Genomic DNA, 14553 nt, shown 5'->3' with positions numbered 1-14553 from the left:
GTGCGGGGCGCGGCGAACGCCGGACCGTTGCTATTCAACCAAGCGCTTGCTAGGTTCGTTTCATGGACTTCGCCTTTCCGGCCGGTGAGACGGTTGTCGTCACCGGCGCCGGCAGCGGGATCGGCCGGGCGACCGCGTTGCTGGCCGCCGCCGCCGGTCTGCGGGTGGCCGCGTGGGACGTCCAGGACCGGGCGGTCGCCGGAACGGCGGACGAGATCGTCGCCGGTGGTGGCGCCGCCCTCGCGCTGACCGTCGACGTGGCCGATCCCGCGGCGGTACGGGCGGCGCTCGCCGCCAGCGGCCCCGCCCGTTACCTGGTCAACAACGCCGGCCCGGCGAGCAGCACCGACCTCGACTTCGACCGGGCACTCGCGCTCACCGTGGGCAGCGTGCGGACGGTCACCGACGCGTGGCTCGCCGGCCGCCCCGGCGCCGGAGCGGCGGTCGTCAACGTCGCCTCGGTCGCCGGGAACCTGGTCGGCACCGATTCCGCCTGGTACTGCGCGGGAAAGGCGGCGATCGCCGGTTACACCCGACACCTGGCCACCCGGCTCGCCCCGGCGGTACGGGCCAACGCGGTCGCGCCGGGACTGATCGACACCCCCCGTACCGCCGGCTTCGCCGCCACCGACCTCGGCCGCGACCTCGTCGCCCGCAACCCGATGGGGCGCCCCGGCCGGCCGGAGGAGGTCGCCCACGCGGTGCTCTTCCTGCTCGCGCCGCTCGCCGGCTATCTCAACGGCGTTCTGCTGCCGGTCGACGGCGGCTGGACGGTCACTCAGTGAGGAAGAACCGATGCCGGAAGCTGTCATCGTCGCCGCGGCCCGTTCACCGATCGGTCGCGCCGGCAAGGGCTCACTGGTCGGGATGCGCGCCGACGACCTCGTCACCGAGATCACCGGGGCGGCCCTGGCGCAGGTCCCCGCGCTGGATCCGCGGACCCTGGACGACGTCCTGCTGGGCTGCGCCCAGCCGGCCGGCGAGCAGGGCTACAACCTGGCCCGGATACTCGCCCTGCGGCTAGGTCTGGACGAGGTGCCCGGCACCGTCGTGCAGCGCTACTGCGCGTCCTCGGTGCAGACCACCAGGATGGCCCTGCACGCGATCAGGGCGGGGGAGGGGCACGCCTTCGTCTCCGCCGGCGTGGAGATGGTCTCCCGCTACGACCGGGGGAAAGCCGACGGCATGCCCGGCACCCACCACCCCCGCTACGCCGCCGCCGAGCAGCGCACCGCCGCTCTGACCCAGGACGGCGGGCAGTGGTCCGACCCGCGCTCCGCCGGGCTGGAGCCCGACGTCTACATCGCCATGGGGCACACCGCCGAGAACGTGGCCCAGCACTGCGGGGTCAGCCGCCAGGAGCAGGACGAATTCGCCGTACGCAGCCAGAACCTGGCCGAGCGGGCGATCGCCGACGGCTTCTTCGCCGCCGACATCACGCCGGTCACCCTGCCCGACGGCACCGTGGTCGACCGCGACGACGGCCCGCGCGCCGGGGTCACCCTGGAGAAGGTCGCCGCCCTGAAGCCGGTCTTCCGTCCCGACGGCACCGTCACCGCCGCCAACTGCTGCCCGCTCAACGACGGCGCCGCCGCCCTGGTGGTGCTCAGTGACGTACGCGCCCGCGAGCTCGGCCTGACCCCGTTGGCGCGGGTGGTCTCCACCGGGGTCTCCGCGCTCAGCCCGGAGATCATGGGCCTCGGTCCCGTGCAGGCCAGCCGACGTGCGCTGGCCCACGCCGGGCTCGCCATCGGCGACATCGACCTGGTGGAGATGAACGAGGCGTTCGCGGCCCAGGTGATCCCGAGCTACCGGATGCTGGGGGTCGACCCCGACCGGCTCAACGTCCACGGCGGAGCGATCGCGCTCGGCCACCCGTTCGGCATGACCGGGGCCCGGATGACCACCACCCTGGTCAACGGGCTGCGGTTCCGGGACCGGCAGTTCGGCCTGGTGACCATGTGCACGGCGGGCGGTCAGGGCATGGCGCTGATCATCGAGCGGCTCTCCTGATGCCCGGCGTGCTGGCCGGCAAGGCGGTCGTCGTCACCGGCGCCGGTCGGGGGCTGGGTGAGGCGTACGCCAGGCTCGCCGCCGCCGAGGGCGCCTCGGTCGTGGTCAACGACGTCGACACGACGGTCGCCGCGTCGGTGGCCGCCTCGATCGGGGCGCTGGCCGACGACTCGGACATCGCCACCTGGGCCGGTGCCGGCCGGTTGATCGACACCTGCCGCCAGGCGTACGGACGGATCGACGGGTTGGTCAACAACGCCGGGCTGTTCCGGCTGGCGGACCCTCGCGAGCAGGACCCCGACGAGTTCCGCCGGGTGGTGGAGGTGAACCTGCTCGGCACCGCCCACTGCGGACTGCACGCGATCCGGGCGATGCTGGCGCAGGGCTCCGGTTCGGTGGTGAACGTGACCTCCGGCGCGCAGGCCGGCACGGCGGCGCTCGCCGCGTACGGTGCGAGCAAGGGCGGAGTCGCCTCACTGACCTGGTGCTGGGCGGCGGACCTGGCCGGCACCGGGGTGCGGGTCAACGCGGTCTCGCCCAACGCGCACACGCGGATGGCGGAGGCGTTCGAGCGCCACCTGGGCGACCGGGCGCGGGGGCAGAACGTGGGCAAGTCCGCGGCCAGCAACGCCCCGGCCGTCATCCATCTGCTTTCCGACGCGGCGGCCGGCGTCTCCGGTCAGGTCGTCCGGATCGACGGCGACGAGTTGTCGCTGGTGACGCCACCCAGGCAGGCCGCCAGCGTGCGGATGTCGCGGTGGACGGTCGCCGCGGTGGCCGACGCGTTCGCCGGCGACCTCGGCCGGCACCGTTAGTCGCCGTGCCCGGTCGGTCAGTTCCTGGCGCGGTTGGTCAGGCCGTCCAGGAAGAGCGAGGTGCAGTCCTCGGCGAGGCGGGAGGTGGGGTGGTCGGCGCTGGGCTTGAACCAGCGTACGGACAACCACACGGCGTCCCGCATCAGTCGATAGAGGATCTTCGGGTCGACGTCGGCGCGGAAGGTGCCCTCGGCGAGGCCGGCCTCGATGACGGTCAGCCAGGCGGTCTGCACCTCCCGGCCGGCGTTGCGGAGATAGTCGAACCGGTCGAACTGCAACAGGTAGTTGACGTCGTTCTGGTAGATCTCCGTGGCGTGCGGGTGTGCCTCGACGACCTCCAGCGAGGCCACGATCAGGTCGTGCAGGCGCTGGCGGGCGTCTGTCTCCTGTGCCAGGACCTGCGCGTAGCGCTGCTGGAGGTCCCGGAGGAAGGACGAGACGATCTCGTCGACCATCGACTCCTTGGAGTCGAAGTGGTGGTAGAGGCTGCCGGAGAGGATGCCGACGTCGTCGGCGATCTGCCGGACCGTGGTCGCCGCCACCCCCTTGCTGGCGAACAGGGCGGCGGCGCTGCCGAGGATCGCCTCGCGCCGGACTCCAGGCTCTCGCGCCATGTTTTCTCGCAGACAGACTCGACGGAACAGGGTCTTGGTCGTTGGACGTCGGAAGGGCTTCCCGCCGGACGGCCCCCGAGAGTGTACCGGCGGCATCGACGGGTCGGATCGCTCCGGATCCAGGGTAGCGTAACCAACCAAGCGCTTGGTAAGTTTTAGCGCGCGCGGCCCTGAACATCGAGTCGTGCTGATCCAGCCGATGCGGGTGGGCCGACCGCGGACGGCAGGGCGACCGGCGGCGAGAAGGCGGCGATGGCTGACGAGCGGATGACCGAGGACGACGCGCTCGACCTCCAGGCGGTGAACCGCATGACCGTGGACGCGACCCCACCGGCCCCGGCCGACGAGGAGGCGGGCCGCGGCGCCGGCCGACGGTGGTGCGGCGGACCGATGAGGGGCCGGTACGAGGGCAGGATCGCGCTGGTCACCGGCGCCGCCGCAGGGCTGGGCCGGGCCACCGCGCGCCGGTTGGCGGCCGAGGGCGCCCGGGTGGCCTGCCTGGATCTGCACGCCGACGACGCGGGCCTCGGCCCGGCCGGCCTGGCACTCGCCGGGGACGTCCGGGACGAGGCGGCGGTCGGCGAGGCGGTGGACCGGACCCTCGCGTGGGGCGGCGGCCTGGACCTGGTGGTGACCGCGGCGGGGGTGGCCTCCTTCGGCCACACCACCGACGTCCCGCTCGCCGAGTGGGAGCGGATGCTGGCGGTCAACCTGACCGGCACCTTCCTGACCGCGCGGGCGGCCTTGCCGCACCTGGGCGCGGCCCGTGGCGCGCTGGTCACGGTCTCGTCGCTGGCGGGGGTGCGGGGATACCGCTACAGCGCCGCGTACTCGGCGGCCAAGGGCGGGGTGGTCGCGTTGACCCGGGCGCTCGCCGTCGAGTACGCCCCGGCGGGGGTCAGGGTCACCTGCGTCTGCCCCGGCTCGATCGACACCGGGCTGACCCGGAACCTGGCGCCGGTGCCGGCCGCCGACCCGAGGCTGCTGGCGCACGGCCGGGCACTGGTCGACCCGCCGGTGTCCCAACCCGAGGAGATCGCGGGCGCGATCGCCTATCTCGGTTCACCGGAGGCACGGTTCGCCACCGGTGCGGTGCTACGAATGGACGGTGGGGCAGGTGTCTGAGTTCTCCGCGGCGACGATCGAGCAGTACCACGCCGACGGTTCCTGGGACGCCGAGACGATCGCCGACCTGGTGGCCCGCAACGCCGTAGCCGCACCGGAGGCCGTGGCCTTCCACGCCCCGGAGGGGACGCTGACCTGGCGGGAGTACGACGAGGCGGCGACCCGGCTGGCCGGCGCGTACGTGCTCGCCGGCCTGCCGCCGGAGCGACCGCTGGCCGTCCTGCTCACCGGGGGCGCGCTCACGCACGTCGCGTACCTGGCCGCGCAGCGGGCGGGGCTGGTCACGCTGGGGCTGGGGCCCCGGGCGGGTGATGCCGAGATCAGCCACCTGCTGCGGCACACCGAGGCCGTCGCGCTGGTCAGCCGGGCCGTGCACCGGGGCCGGCCCGGTCCGGAGATCGCCCACGCCACCGGCGCGCCCGCACACCTGGAACTGGATCTGGTCGGCGGGCAGCCGGTGCTGCGCCGCGACGGCGTCGACCTGCCGATGCCGTCGGTGCCCGCCGCCGTCGACCTGCTGGAGGGTCGTGGCCTCGGCCCGGACGACCTGTTCTTCCTCAACTCCACCTCGGGCACCACCGGGCGACCCAAGTGCGTGCGGCAGACCATGAACGTGCGCAAGTACTTCGCCGCGCTGGCCGCCGACGCCGGCGCGTTCGGTCCGGACGAGGTGGTGCTCAGCGCGCTGCCCGCCCCGTACGGCTTCGGTCTCTGGAGCGCCCACGTCGTGCCGGCCCGGTACCGGTTCCCCACCGTCCTGGCCGCCGAGTTCGACCCGGCCGGGACGCTGGAGCTGATCGAGCGCCACCGGGTGACCGTCCTGGCGGCCGTGACCAGCCAGTTCATCATGTTGCTGAACCACGAGTCGTTCGCCCGGCGGGACCTCTCCTCGCTGCGGGTCCTCTTCACCGGCGGCGAGCGGGTGCCGGCGCACCGGGCGATGGAGTTCGAGGAGCGCACCGGCTGTGCCGTGCTCCAGTTCTACGGGTCCAACGAGGCCGGGCCGATCTCGGTGACCCGGGTGGCCGACCCCCGCCCGGCGCGGTTGGGCACCGCCGGACGGCCGGTGCCGGCGATGCGGGTACGTCTGCTCGGCCCGGACGGGGAAGACGTGCCCGACGGCCCGGGCCAGGTGGCGGTGAACGGTCCCGGCTGCGCCCCCGGGTACTTCCGTGACGAGCCAGCCAACCGGCTGCTCTTCCGCCCCGACGGCTGGTTGCGCACCGGTGACCTGGGGCGGCTGGACGAGGACGGGTATCTGTCGATCACCGGGCGCACGGCGGACTTCATCATCCGTGGCGGGCACAACGTCAGCGCCCCGGTGGTGGAGGAGGCCGTCGGCGGACACCCCCGCGTGGCCCAGGTCGCTGCGCTCGGCATGCCGGACGAGGTGCTGGGGGAGCGGGTCTGCGCCTTCGTGGTGACCCGCGACGGCGGCGAGCTGACCCTCGACGAGCTGCGGGTCCACCTGGATGCGACGGGCGTGTCCAAGGTCAACTGGCCGGAGCGGCTGGTCGGGTTGCCCGCCCTGCCGCTGGGTGTCGGTGGCAAGGTCGACAAGGCGGCCCTGCGGGCCCTGCTCTGACCGTTTCGCGGGCGAGGGGCGGGCCTGGCCCGGGTCGGGCGGCCTCGGCGTTGCCTGCCCCTCTCGGCTTGCTCCCGGCCGGCGCAGGCCGGGGTGACTCAGGCTTTCGTGGCCCGGATCAGGGTCTGGGTGACCTGGCCGTTTCCGATGACGCGGCCGGCGACGGAGGCGGTCACGTCGAAGGTGATCCACCGGCCGGCCACGGTGGCGACGGTCGCCGCCACGTCGACCCGGTCACCGCTCAGCGCCGGGGCGCGGTGGTGCACCCCGATCCAGGTGCCCACGGAGGAGGCGCCGGGAGCGAGGCGGGGGCGCAGGATGCCGGCGGCGGTGTCCTCCAGGAGCCCGATCAGGGCGGGGGTGGACAGCACCGGTGGCGAACCGGGCACGTGGTCGGTGAGCATGCCGGCGCCGACCTCGAACGATCGGTCGATCCGGTCGCCGGGCGCGACGGCGGCGGTCAGTAGGTCGACCGTCTCCGGGGTTCGCCAGATCTGCATCCCGCCTCCTTGACACGTCTCGTCGTACGGCCACAGAATGCCATAAACAAGCGCTTGTTTGGTAGGGGTGACGATGCAGGTGAACGAGGTCGCGGCTCTCTTCCCACCCGGAACGGCCCCGGTCGCCGGCAGCGCCCACGAGCGCTACGTCGCGCAGCGGCTGGCCGAGGTGGGTCGGTGGGGCGACGACACCCTGGTCGACCGGGTACGCCGGCACGCCGGCCTGATCGGCGGGCGGGCCGCCTTCGTCGCGGGGGCCGACCGGGTCACCTGGCAGGGCCTCGACGACCTCTCCGACCGGCTGGCCGCGGTGCTGCTGCGGCACGGTCTCGCGCGCGGCGAGCGGGTCGGCGTACTGCTCCCGGACGGCGTCGCGGTGCACGTGGCCTATCTGGCCGCGCTGAAGGCGGGAGTGGTGGTGGTCGCCGTCGGGCCGCGCGCCGGCCGGCTGGAGGTGCGGCACCTGCTCACCACCAGCGGCGCCACCGCGCTGATCAGCCATGCCGAGCACCGGGGCACGCCGGTCGCCGGGCTGGTCGAGGGTCTGCCGCTGCGGGTCCGGCTGGAGCTGCCGGCGACCGTGACGGAGGCGGGCTGGCCCGGCCCGACCGACGCCGAGCGGGCGCTGATCGCCGAGCGGACCCTGGGCCTCGGCGACATCCACCTGCTCAACGGCACGTCCGGCACCACGGGCATGCCCAAGTGCGTGGTGCACAACCAGAACCGGTGGATGTACTACCACCAGCTCGCCGTCGAGGCCGGCGCGCTCACCGGTGACGACGTCTTCCTCACCCTGATCCCCGCCCCGTACGGCTTCGCCCAGTGGACGGCCAACTTCACCCCCACCCTGCTCGGCGCGCCGACGGTGGTGATGCCCCGGTTCGACGCCACCGGGGCGCTGGAGCTCATCGAGCGGGAACGGGTGACCGTGCTCTGCTGCGTGAGCACGCAGTTCATCATGATGCTGAACGCCGACCCGGGCCGCTACGACCTCAGCTCGCTGCGGTGCATGTTCACCGGCGGGGAGGCGGTGCCCTTCGAGCGGGCCGCCGAGTTCGAGCGCCGTACCGGTGCCCGCGTACTCCAGTTCTTCGGCTCGAACGAGACCGGGGCGCTGTCGCGTACCACGATGGACGACGACATCGACGCGCGGCTGCGGACGGCGGGCCGGGTGATCGACGAGATGAACGTCCGGCTGTTCGCGGAGGACGGCACCGACGTCACCGCCGCCGGCGGCCCCGGCCAGGCGGCCTGCGCCGGCCCGGCGACCTGCCTCGGCTACTTCGCCGACCCGGCGGCCAACGAACGCCTCTTCACCCCCGACGGGTGGATGCTGACCGGGGACATCTGCACCAGCGACGCGGACGGCTACCTGCGGGTGGTCGACCGCAAGCAGGACTTCATCATCCGGGGCGGCAAGAACGTCAGCGCGGCGGCGGTGGAGGACCAGGTCGGCTCGCACCCGGCGGTCGCCATGGTGGCGGCGGTGGCGGTGCCCGATCCGACGTACGGCGAGCGGGTGTGCGCGGTGGTGGTCCCGCGTCCCGGTGCCACGCTCGACCTGGACGGGTTGCGCGCGCACCTCGCCGACCGGGGTGTCAGCAAGGAGAACTGGCCGGAGCGGTTGGAGATCGTCGACGACCTGCCGCGTGGCTCCGGTGGCAAGATCGCCAAGGCCGAGCTCCGCGCCCGGCTCCGCGCCGGTTGACCCCGCCCGCCGTCACGAGGCGCTCCGCAGCGACTCCCGGATGCGCGACCGCTGCACCTGGCCGGTGGCGGGAGTGCGCGGGATGGCCGGCAGCACGACCACCCGGCGCGGCTGCTTGAAACCGGCCAGCCGACCGGCGACGTGGCCGCGTACCGTGCCGACGTCCGGCGGGGTGGCGCCGGGCGCCAGCACCAGGACCGCGCAGACGACCTCGCCCCAACGGTCGTCGGGCAGGCCGACCACGGCCACGTCGACGACGCCGGCCAGGCCGCGCAGGGCCGCCTCCACCTCGACCGGCGAGACCGACTCGCCCCCGGTCCGGATCACCTCCCGGACCCGGCCGGTGAGGTGCAGGTAGCCCTCCTCGTCCAGGCGGCCCAGGTCGCCCGATCGGTAGACGCCGTCCGGCAGAGCGGCCGCCGTCTCGGCGGGCAACCGGTGGTAGCCCGACATCAGCGCCGGGCCCGTGACCAGCACCTCGCCGACCTGTCCGACGCCCTCGGCGGCCACCCAGAGGGCGCCCGGGAAGGCCGGCCGGCCGACGCTGCCCGGCTTCCGGGCCAGGTCCGCGTCCGGCAGCGCGCTCATCCGACCGGCCTCGGTGGAGCCGTACAGGATGGTCGTGGTGGTGCCGGGCAACCGGTCCTTGATCCGCGCGACCAGATCGGCCGGCAGGGCCGAGGTGCCGGTGTCGGCGTGCCGCAGCGAGGAGAGGTCGGCCCGCCGGTGCTCGCTGTCGAGCAGCCGCTCCCACACCGCCGGGATGCAGTAGAGCGCGGCCGGCCGTTCGGTGCGGACCACGTCGATCAGCCGGGCCGCGTCGGCCCGGGGCACCAGGTGCACGGCCGTCCGGTTCTGCCACGCCTCCAGCACGTAGTGCCAGCCGCCGTAGTGGTAGAGCGGGAAGCTGCACAACACGCCGCCCGGGCCGCGGATCGCGGCGGTGAAGGTGCCGCCGCCCGGCGCGGCGCGCAGCCAGCTGGCCCGGTGGCTGACCAGCGCGCCCTTCGGCTGACCGGTGCTGCCGCTGGTGAGGTAGATGATGTGCGGGTCGGTGTCGGCCAGCCGGTCGGCGCCCGCCGGCGCGGTGGCCGCCGCCCGGGCGGTGAGCGCGTCGAGGTCGGCACCGGCGCCCGGTGCCCCGCCGAGGCCGGCCAGCGGTGCTCCCGCCGGCGCGTCCGTCCGGTCGCTGACCAGGAGGCGGGGCTCCAGGTAGTCGAGCACGGCCTCGGTCTCGACGGGGGAGAGGCCCGGATTGAGCGGTACGAAGACCGCCCCGAGGCGGGCGCAGGCGACGAAACCGTCGAGGGTACGCAGGGTCGGCGCCGCCGACCAGGCCACCCGGTCGCCGGCCCGCACCCCCAGCCCGGCGAGGGCGTTCGCCGTGCGGTTCGCCTGCCGGTCCAGCTCGCCGAAGGTGATCCGTCGGCCGCACAGGGTGGCCGCCACGGCGGTCGGGGTCATCCGGGCGGTCAGCCGGACGATCTCGCCGATCAGCAGGCTCACGGCTGCCCCCAGCCGGCGCCGAGCCGGACCTGGGCGGGGTTGATCGCGCCGTACCTCGTCTTGTCCCGGGTCATCCGCACCGCCTCCGGAATGGCCTCGATGCCGGTCAGTTGATGCGTCACCAGGGACTCCACGTCGACGTCGGAGCGGGCCACCAGGCGCAGGGCCTGGGTGAAGACGGTTCCGGAGGGGGAGTATCCGCCGGCGCCGGAACGGGGATGCAGCAGGGAGACCGCCCGCTCGCGGAGCAGGCCGAGGGGCGCCGGCGCGCCGTCGGGCAGCACCGAGACGCCGACCACCCGGCCACCCCGGCGGGCGCAGCGGGCGGCCAGCTCCAGGGTGTCCACGCCGGACAGGCCGTGCCCCGGTGACCCGCCCGCGGTTTCGACGACCACGTCCGCGCCGACGCCCCCGGTCGCCGCCAGGATCGCCGTCAGCACCGGATGGTCCCCCTCGGTGCCGTCCGTCGTCGCGTCGATGACGAGGTCGGCGCCGAACCGCCGGGCCAGGGCGAGCTTGGCCGGGCTCCGGCCGCTGACCGCGACGAGGCCGGCGTTGCCCCGGCGGGCGACCTGGACGGCGAGCAGGCCCATCACGCCGGCGCCGAGGACCAGGACGCTCTCGCCCGGCGCGACGGCGGCCAGGGCGTGGGCGTGCAGCGCCCCGGCGAGCGGCTGGATCGCCGCGCCCGCGGTGGCGCTCACCCCCGCGGGGATCGGCACCACGGCGCTCTCGGGTACGACCACCCGCTCGGCCAGCGCCCCCGGGCGGGTGAAGCCCAGAAACTCGGGCCGGACGCAGGCGTCGGCGCGGTCGTGTCGGCAGGCGGCACAGCGCCCGCAGGTCAGCGTCTCGACGGCGGTGACCCGGTCACCCGGCCGGTAGTTCCGGACCCCGGCGCCGACCGCGCCGACCACCCCGCAGAACTCGTGCCCCCCGAAGCGGACCGGGCCGTCCGCCAGCGCCTCGGCCAGCCGTCGGTGCAGGGCGATCGGCTCACCGGCGATCAGCATGCACTCGGTGACGCTCGGCTGTACGCACGAGACGTCGATCAGCACCTCACCGGGGCCGACCTCCGGATCGGGCACCTCGTCGACCCGGAGGTCGCCGAAGCCGTGCAGGACGGCGGCGCGCATCGTGCTCCTTCCGACGGGCGGGGGTCGGGACGGCCCTTGCCTTGCCGATTGAATTTTGTATCTAATATCCAAACAAGGTCAAGGACTCAGCTGGGGAGGACCGCATGGAGCGTGAACTCGTGGTCACCGGCGTCGGCGGTCAGGGCATCCAGCTACTCGCCAAGACCCTCGCGCTCGCCGCCACCCGCGAAGGGCGGTACGCCATGCTGACCGCCGACTACGGCGGCGAGATGCGCGGCGGCCCCTCCCGGGCCGGCGTGGTGATCGGCGACGCGCCGCTGCGGAGCCTGCCGGTGCTCGCCGCCGCCTGGTCGGCAATCGTCGTCCACCACCGGTTCAGCGAGCCGGCCCTGGCGCGGCTGCGCCCCGGCGGGCCGGCGGTGGTGAACGTGCCGCTCGTCGACCCGGCGAGCCTGCCCGAGACGACCGTGTACCCGGTGGACGCCAGCGCCGTGGCGAAGTCCGTCGACGCGCCCCAGGCGATCGGGTTCGTGCTGCTCGGGGCGTACAACGCGGTCGCCCGGGCGGTCGACCCCGAGGCGCTGGTCGAGGCGATGACCGAGCTGCTGCCGCCGTACCGCCGGCAGCACGCCCCGGCCAACGCCCGGGCGCTCGCCGCCGGCGCCGCCGTGCCCGCGGTGGCGGTCGGCGCCCCGGTGGGGGTGACGTCGTGACCCGGGAGTTGCTGGAGGGCAGCGCGGCCATCGCGGCGGCGGCGATCACCGCCGGCTGCCGCTTCTTCGCCGGCTACCCGATGTCGCCGTTCACCGGCCTGCTCGAGAGCATGTCGCGCGAGCTGCCGGCGGCCGGTGGGGTGTGCGTCAACGCCGAGAGCGAGATCGAAGGGGTCAACATGGTGCTCGGCGCGGCGGCGGCCGGCGCCCGGGCCGCCACGGGTTCCTGCGGCCAGGGGATCGCCCTGATGCAGGAGACGATCGCCGAGGCGGCGCTCAACCAGACCCCGTTCGTCGTCTTCAACATGGCCCGCAACCAGCAGGACTACTTCCAGTGCACGCGCGGCGGCGGCTGGGGGGACTACCGGACGATCACCCTCGCGCCGAAGGACGTCACCGAGGCGGTCGCGCACACCCAACTGAGTTTCCACCTCGCCGAGCTGTACCGCGCCCCGGTGATCCTGTACGGCGACCCCCTGATCGCCCAGACCCGCGTCTCGGTCACCGTGGCGCCCCAGGACCACGGGCCGCTGCCGGAGCGGGACTGGGTGCTCGACGGCACGGGCGGCGGCACCGGCCGGTCCCGCCAGGTCTGGACCTGGGCGATGGGCAAGGCGACCGACCCGGGCCCCGGCCCGGACCGGCACTGGCGGGCGGTGGCCGACAAGTTCGACGCCATCGCCGCCACCGAGGCCCGGTTCGAGCAGGCGCACGTCGAGGACGCCGAGACGGTGGTGGTGGCCTTCGGCACCGCGGCGCTCTTCGTCGAGTACGTGGTCGAGCAGCTGCGCGCCGAGGGACACCGGATCGGGTGGTTCCGGCCGGTGACCCTGTGGCCGTTCCCCGGGGACGCGTTGGCCGCCGCCACCACCGGGGCCCGCCGGGTGCTCGTGTTCGAACTCAACGCCGGGCAGATGCTCGACGACGTCCGCATCCACGCCGCCGACCGCTCGGCCGTCCGGTTCATCGGCGGAGTCAGCATCGCCGAGTCCGGCCTCGCCTACGGCGACCTGATGGACGCGCCGGCGATCCGGGACCGGATCCTCGCCGCACTCACCGGAGGTGCCTCCGCATGACCCGGGAACAGATCGTCATCGACACGTCGGGCCCGCCCTCGGTGCCCGCCCGCAAGGTGGCCGACCCACGACCGTCGCTGCTCCTCGGCGAGCACTCGCTCTGCCCGGGCTGCGGCGAGCCGGTCGCGCTGCGGCTGCTGCTGGAGGTCCTTCAGGAACTCGACATCGTGCAGCGGACCATCGGGGTGGTGGGGCACGGCTGCTACGGCAGCTTCGTACGGATCATGGACGTCGACGTGCTCCAGTGCCTGCACGGCCGGGCGCCCTCCTGCGCCACCGGTATCAAGCGGGTCCGGCCGGAGTGCGCCGTGTTCACCATGCAGGGCGACGGCGACATGGCCAACGAGGGGCTCCAGGAGGTCCTGCACGCCGCCGCCCGGGGCGAGAAGATCACCTGCGTCATGCTCAACAACGGCGTCTTCGGCGACACCGGCGGCCAGCTCACCGCGACCACCGTGCTCGGCCAGCGGACCAAGACCAGCCTGGCCGGTCGGGACGCGGAGGCGCACGGATACCCCATCCCGGTGGCCGATCTGGTCGCGGGGTTGCAGGGCAGCGCCTACGTCGCCCGGGGCGCGGTCTCCACCGCCGGTGGGGTGGCCCAGACGAAACGGATGCTGCGCCGCGCCTTCGAGACGCAGCTCTCCGGTGCCGGGTTCAGCCTGGTGGAGATCCTCACCATGTGCCCCACGGGATGGTTCGTGCCGGCCGGCGAGGGCCCTGGTTATCTTGGCGGGTCGCTGGAGCAGAGCTATCCACTCGGGGAGTTGGTCACATGACGGCACTGGTACGGGCGAAGGCGGGTGAGGCCGTCGCCGGACACATTCTCGGGCTGCTCTTCGACGGCACGCTGCGCAGCGGTGACCGGATCGACCTCGACAGCATCGCCACCACCCTCGACGTCAGCCGGGTCCCGGTCCGGGAGGGGCTGATGCAGTTGGAGCGCGACGGCCTGGTGAGCATGCCGCACTACCGGGGCGCGTTCGTCTCCGCCTTCGACGCGGGCACGGTCCGCGAGGCGTTCGAGCTGTACGGCATGCTGAGCGCGCTGACCAGCAGCCGGGCGGCCACGTCCGGCGACGCCGGGCTGCGCGAGACGCTCGACAAGCTCATCGAGGCGCTGGGCGGCTGCGACCAGGTGGACGAGTTCGAGCGGCTGGCCCGGGAGTTCCGCAAGGTGGTCAACCTCGCCGCCGCCGGGCCGCACCTCAGGGCGCTGCTGCGTACCTTCAGCGGTCTGGTGCCGGTCGCGGCCAGGTTCTCGATCGAGGACGCGATGGACGAGGAACGGGCCGCGTTGCGCCGCGAACACGCGGCGCTGACGGCCGGCGATCCCGAGGCCGCCGCCGAGGCGAGCCTCGACCACGTGTTGATGACGGCCGAGAACGCGGTGCGGGCGCTGCAACGACGCGGCGTCTTCGCGGCGGAGGCCGCGCCGCCCGCCACCGGGGACCGGGCCCGACTGCTCGGCATCGTGCGGGCCACGACCGGAGGAGTACGCCCGTGACGGCACCGGAGAACGCGACGAGAAGCAGCCGGGGCACCCTGGTCATCGACGTCGAGAGCTGCAAGGGTTGCGAGCTGTGCGTCATCGCCTGCCCGCCCGAGGTGCTCGTGATGTCCGACGAGGTCAACGAGATGGGCTACCGGTTTCCGGAGCTGACACCGGGCTGCACCGGCTGCACCGCGTGCCAGATGGTCTGCCCCGACTTCGTCTTCTCGGTCTACCGGCTGACGCCGGCCAGGACGGACGGGGGGCCGGACCGCGCCGCCCGATGACGCTGCCGTCTTCGCCGCCGAG

The 14553-nt window shown here is 74.0% G+C and carries 15 protein-coding genes; 11 read left to right on the top strand and 4 right to left on the bottom strand.

The annotated features are described in order from the left end of the window. The first annotated feature begins 62 nt into the window (after nucleotides 1–62). Genes F6X68_RS00375 through F6X68_RS00365 form a run of 3 tightly spaced genes read left to right on the top strand, consistent with a single transcriptional unit; the run spans nucleotide 63 to nucleotide 2828 of the window. Nucleotides 63–785 (top strand): SDR family NAD(P)-dependent oxidoreductase, encoded by a 723-nt coding sequence (locus F6X68_RS00375; RefSeq protein ID WP_151452323.1) that lies wholly within the window; start codon nucleotides 63–65, stop codon nucleotides 783–785. A 10-nt stretch (nucleotides 786–795) separates the two neighbouring features. Beyond that, on the top strand, nucleotides 796–2013 hold the full coding sequence (locus F6X68_RS00370) for an acetyl-CoA C-acetyltransferase (protein ID WP_151452322.1): 1218 nt from the start codon (nucleotides 796–798) through the stop codon (nucleotides 2011–2013). Next, complete coding sequence (locus F6X68_RS00365) at nucleotides 2013–2828, top strand: SDR family NAD(P)-dependent oxidoreductase (protein WP_151452321.1); 816 nt, start codon at nucleotides 2013–2015, stop codon at nucleotides 2826–2828. Before F6X68_RS00370 ends, F6X68_RS00365 begins: the two co-directional genes overlap by 1 nt. A gap of 17 nt (nucleotides 2829–2845) precedes the next feature. Here F6X68_RS00365 and F6X68_RS00360 read toward each other — a convergent pair whose 3' ends face one another. After that, nucleotides 2846–3442, bottom strand: coding sequence for a TetR/AcrR family transcriptional regulator (locus F6X68_RS00360; protein WP_151452320.1), 597 nt, complete (start codon nucleotides 3440–3442; stop codon nucleotides 2846–2848). A 252-nt stretch (nucleotides 3443–3694) separates the two neighbouring features. Between F6X68_RS00360 and F6X68_RS00355 the strand changes: the two genes are divergently transcribed. Together F6X68_RS00355 and F6X68_RS00350 are read left to right on the top strand one after the other, a co-directional pair. After that, on the top strand, nucleotides 3695–4567 hold the full coding sequence (locus F6X68_RS00355) for an SDR family NAD(P)-dependent oxidoreductase (protein WP_225851851.1): 873 nt from the start codon (nucleotides 3695–3697) through the stop codon (nucleotides 4565–4567). Then, nucleotides 4560–6152 carry a class I adenylate-forming enzyme family protein gene (locus F6X68_RS00350; protein WP_151452319.1) on the top strand — a complete coding sequence of 531 codons (1593 nt, stop codon included), beginning with the start codon at nucleotides 4560–4562 and terminating at the stop codon, nucleotides 6150–6152. Before F6X68_RS00355 ends, F6X68_RS00350 begins: the two co-directional genes overlap by 8 nt. A gap of 98 nt (nucleotides 6153–6250) precedes the next feature. Here the strand turns inward: F6X68_RS00350 and F6X68_RS00345 are convergent, their stop codons facing one another. Continuing rightward, complete coding sequence (locus F6X68_RS00345; protein WP_151452318.1) at nucleotides 6251–6652, bottom strand: thioesterase family protein; 402 nt, start codon at nucleotides 6650–6652, stop codon at nucleotides 6251–6253. A gap of 73 nt (nucleotides 6653–6725) precedes the next feature. Between F6X68_RS00345 and F6X68_RS00340 the strand changes: the two genes are divergently transcribed. Beyond that, nucleotides 6726–8360 (top strand): class I adenylate-forming enzyme family protein, encoded by a 1635-nt coding sequence (locus tag F6X68_RS00340; protein WP_151452317.1) that lies wholly within the window; start codon nucleotides 6726–6728, stop codon nucleotides 8358–8360. A 12-nt stretch (nucleotides 8361–8372) separates the two neighbouring features. Here the strand turns inward: F6X68_RS00340 and F6X68_RS00335 are convergent, their stop codons facing one another. Next, nucleotides 8373–9866, bottom strand: a complete 1494-nt coding sequence (locus F6X68_RS00335) for a class I adenylate-forming enzyme family protein (RefSeq protein ID WP_151452316.1) — start codon at nucleotides 9864–9866, stop codon at nucleotides 8373–8375. Further along, a complete protein-coding gene (locus F6X68_RS00330; protein ID WP_151452315.1) occupies nucleotides 9863–11002 on the bottom strand; it encodes a zinc-binding dehydrogenase in 1140 nt (379 codons plus the stop codon). The genes F6X68_RS00335 and F6X68_RS00330 overlap by 4 nt, the downstream gene beginning before the upstream one ends. 104 nt (nucleotides 11003–11106) lie before the next feature. Between F6X68_RS00330 and F6X68_RS00325 the strand changes: the two genes are divergently transcribed. The 5 genes from F6X68_RS00325 to F6X68_RS00305 are packed head-to-tail and all read left to right on the top strand — an operon-like array spanning nucleotide 11107 to nucleotide 14531. Next, the gene (locus tag F6X68_RS00325; RefSeq protein ID WP_151452314.1) at nucleotides 11107–11676 is read left to right on the top strand and encodes a 2-oxoacid:acceptor oxidoreductase family protein; all 570 of its coding nucleotides are present in this window, start codon (nucleotides 11107–11109) and stop codon (nucleotides 11674–11676) included. Then, nucleotides 11673–12752, top strand: a complete 1080-nt coding sequence (locus F6X68_RS00320; RefSeq protein ID WP_151452313.1) for a hypothetical protein — start codon at nucleotides 11673–11675, stop codon at nucleotides 12750–12752. The genes F6X68_RS00325 and F6X68_RS00320 overlap by 4 nt, the downstream gene beginning before the upstream one ends. Further along, nucleotides 12749–13531: a thiamine pyrophosphate-dependent enzyme gene (locus F6X68_RS00315; RefSeq protein ID WP_151452312.1), complete on the top strand. Its 783-nt coding sequence runs from the start codon at nucleotides 12749–12751 to the stop codon at nucleotides 13529–13531. The genes F6X68_RS00320 and F6X68_RS00315 overlap by 4 nt, the downstream gene beginning before the upstream one ends. Then, complete coding sequence (locus tag F6X68_RS00310) at nucleotides 13528–14259, top strand: GntR family transcriptional regulator (RefSeq protein ID WP_192581208.1); 732 nt, start codon at nucleotides 13528–13530, stop codon at nucleotides 14257–14259. The genes F6X68_RS00315 and F6X68_RS00310 overlap by 4 nt, the downstream gene beginning before the upstream one ends. Beyond that, nucleotides 14256–14531 (top strand): ferredoxin family protein, encoded by a 276-nt coding sequence (locus F6X68_RS00305; RefSeq protein WP_151452310.1) that lies wholly within the window; start codon nucleotides 14256–14258, stop codon nucleotides 14529–14531. The genes F6X68_RS00310 and F6X68_RS00305 overlap by 4 nt, the downstream gene beginning before the upstream one ends. The last annotated feature ends 22 nt before the right edge of the window (nucleotides 14532–14553 follow it).

Origin of the sequence: Micromonospora sp. AMSO12t (assembly GCF_008806585.1) — a bacterium.
Lineage (GTDB): Bacteria > Actinomycetota > Actinomycetes > Mycobacteriales > Micromonosporaceae > Micromonospora > Micromonospora reichwaldensis.
This window is presented reverse-complemented; position numbering and strand designations above follow the sequence as displayed.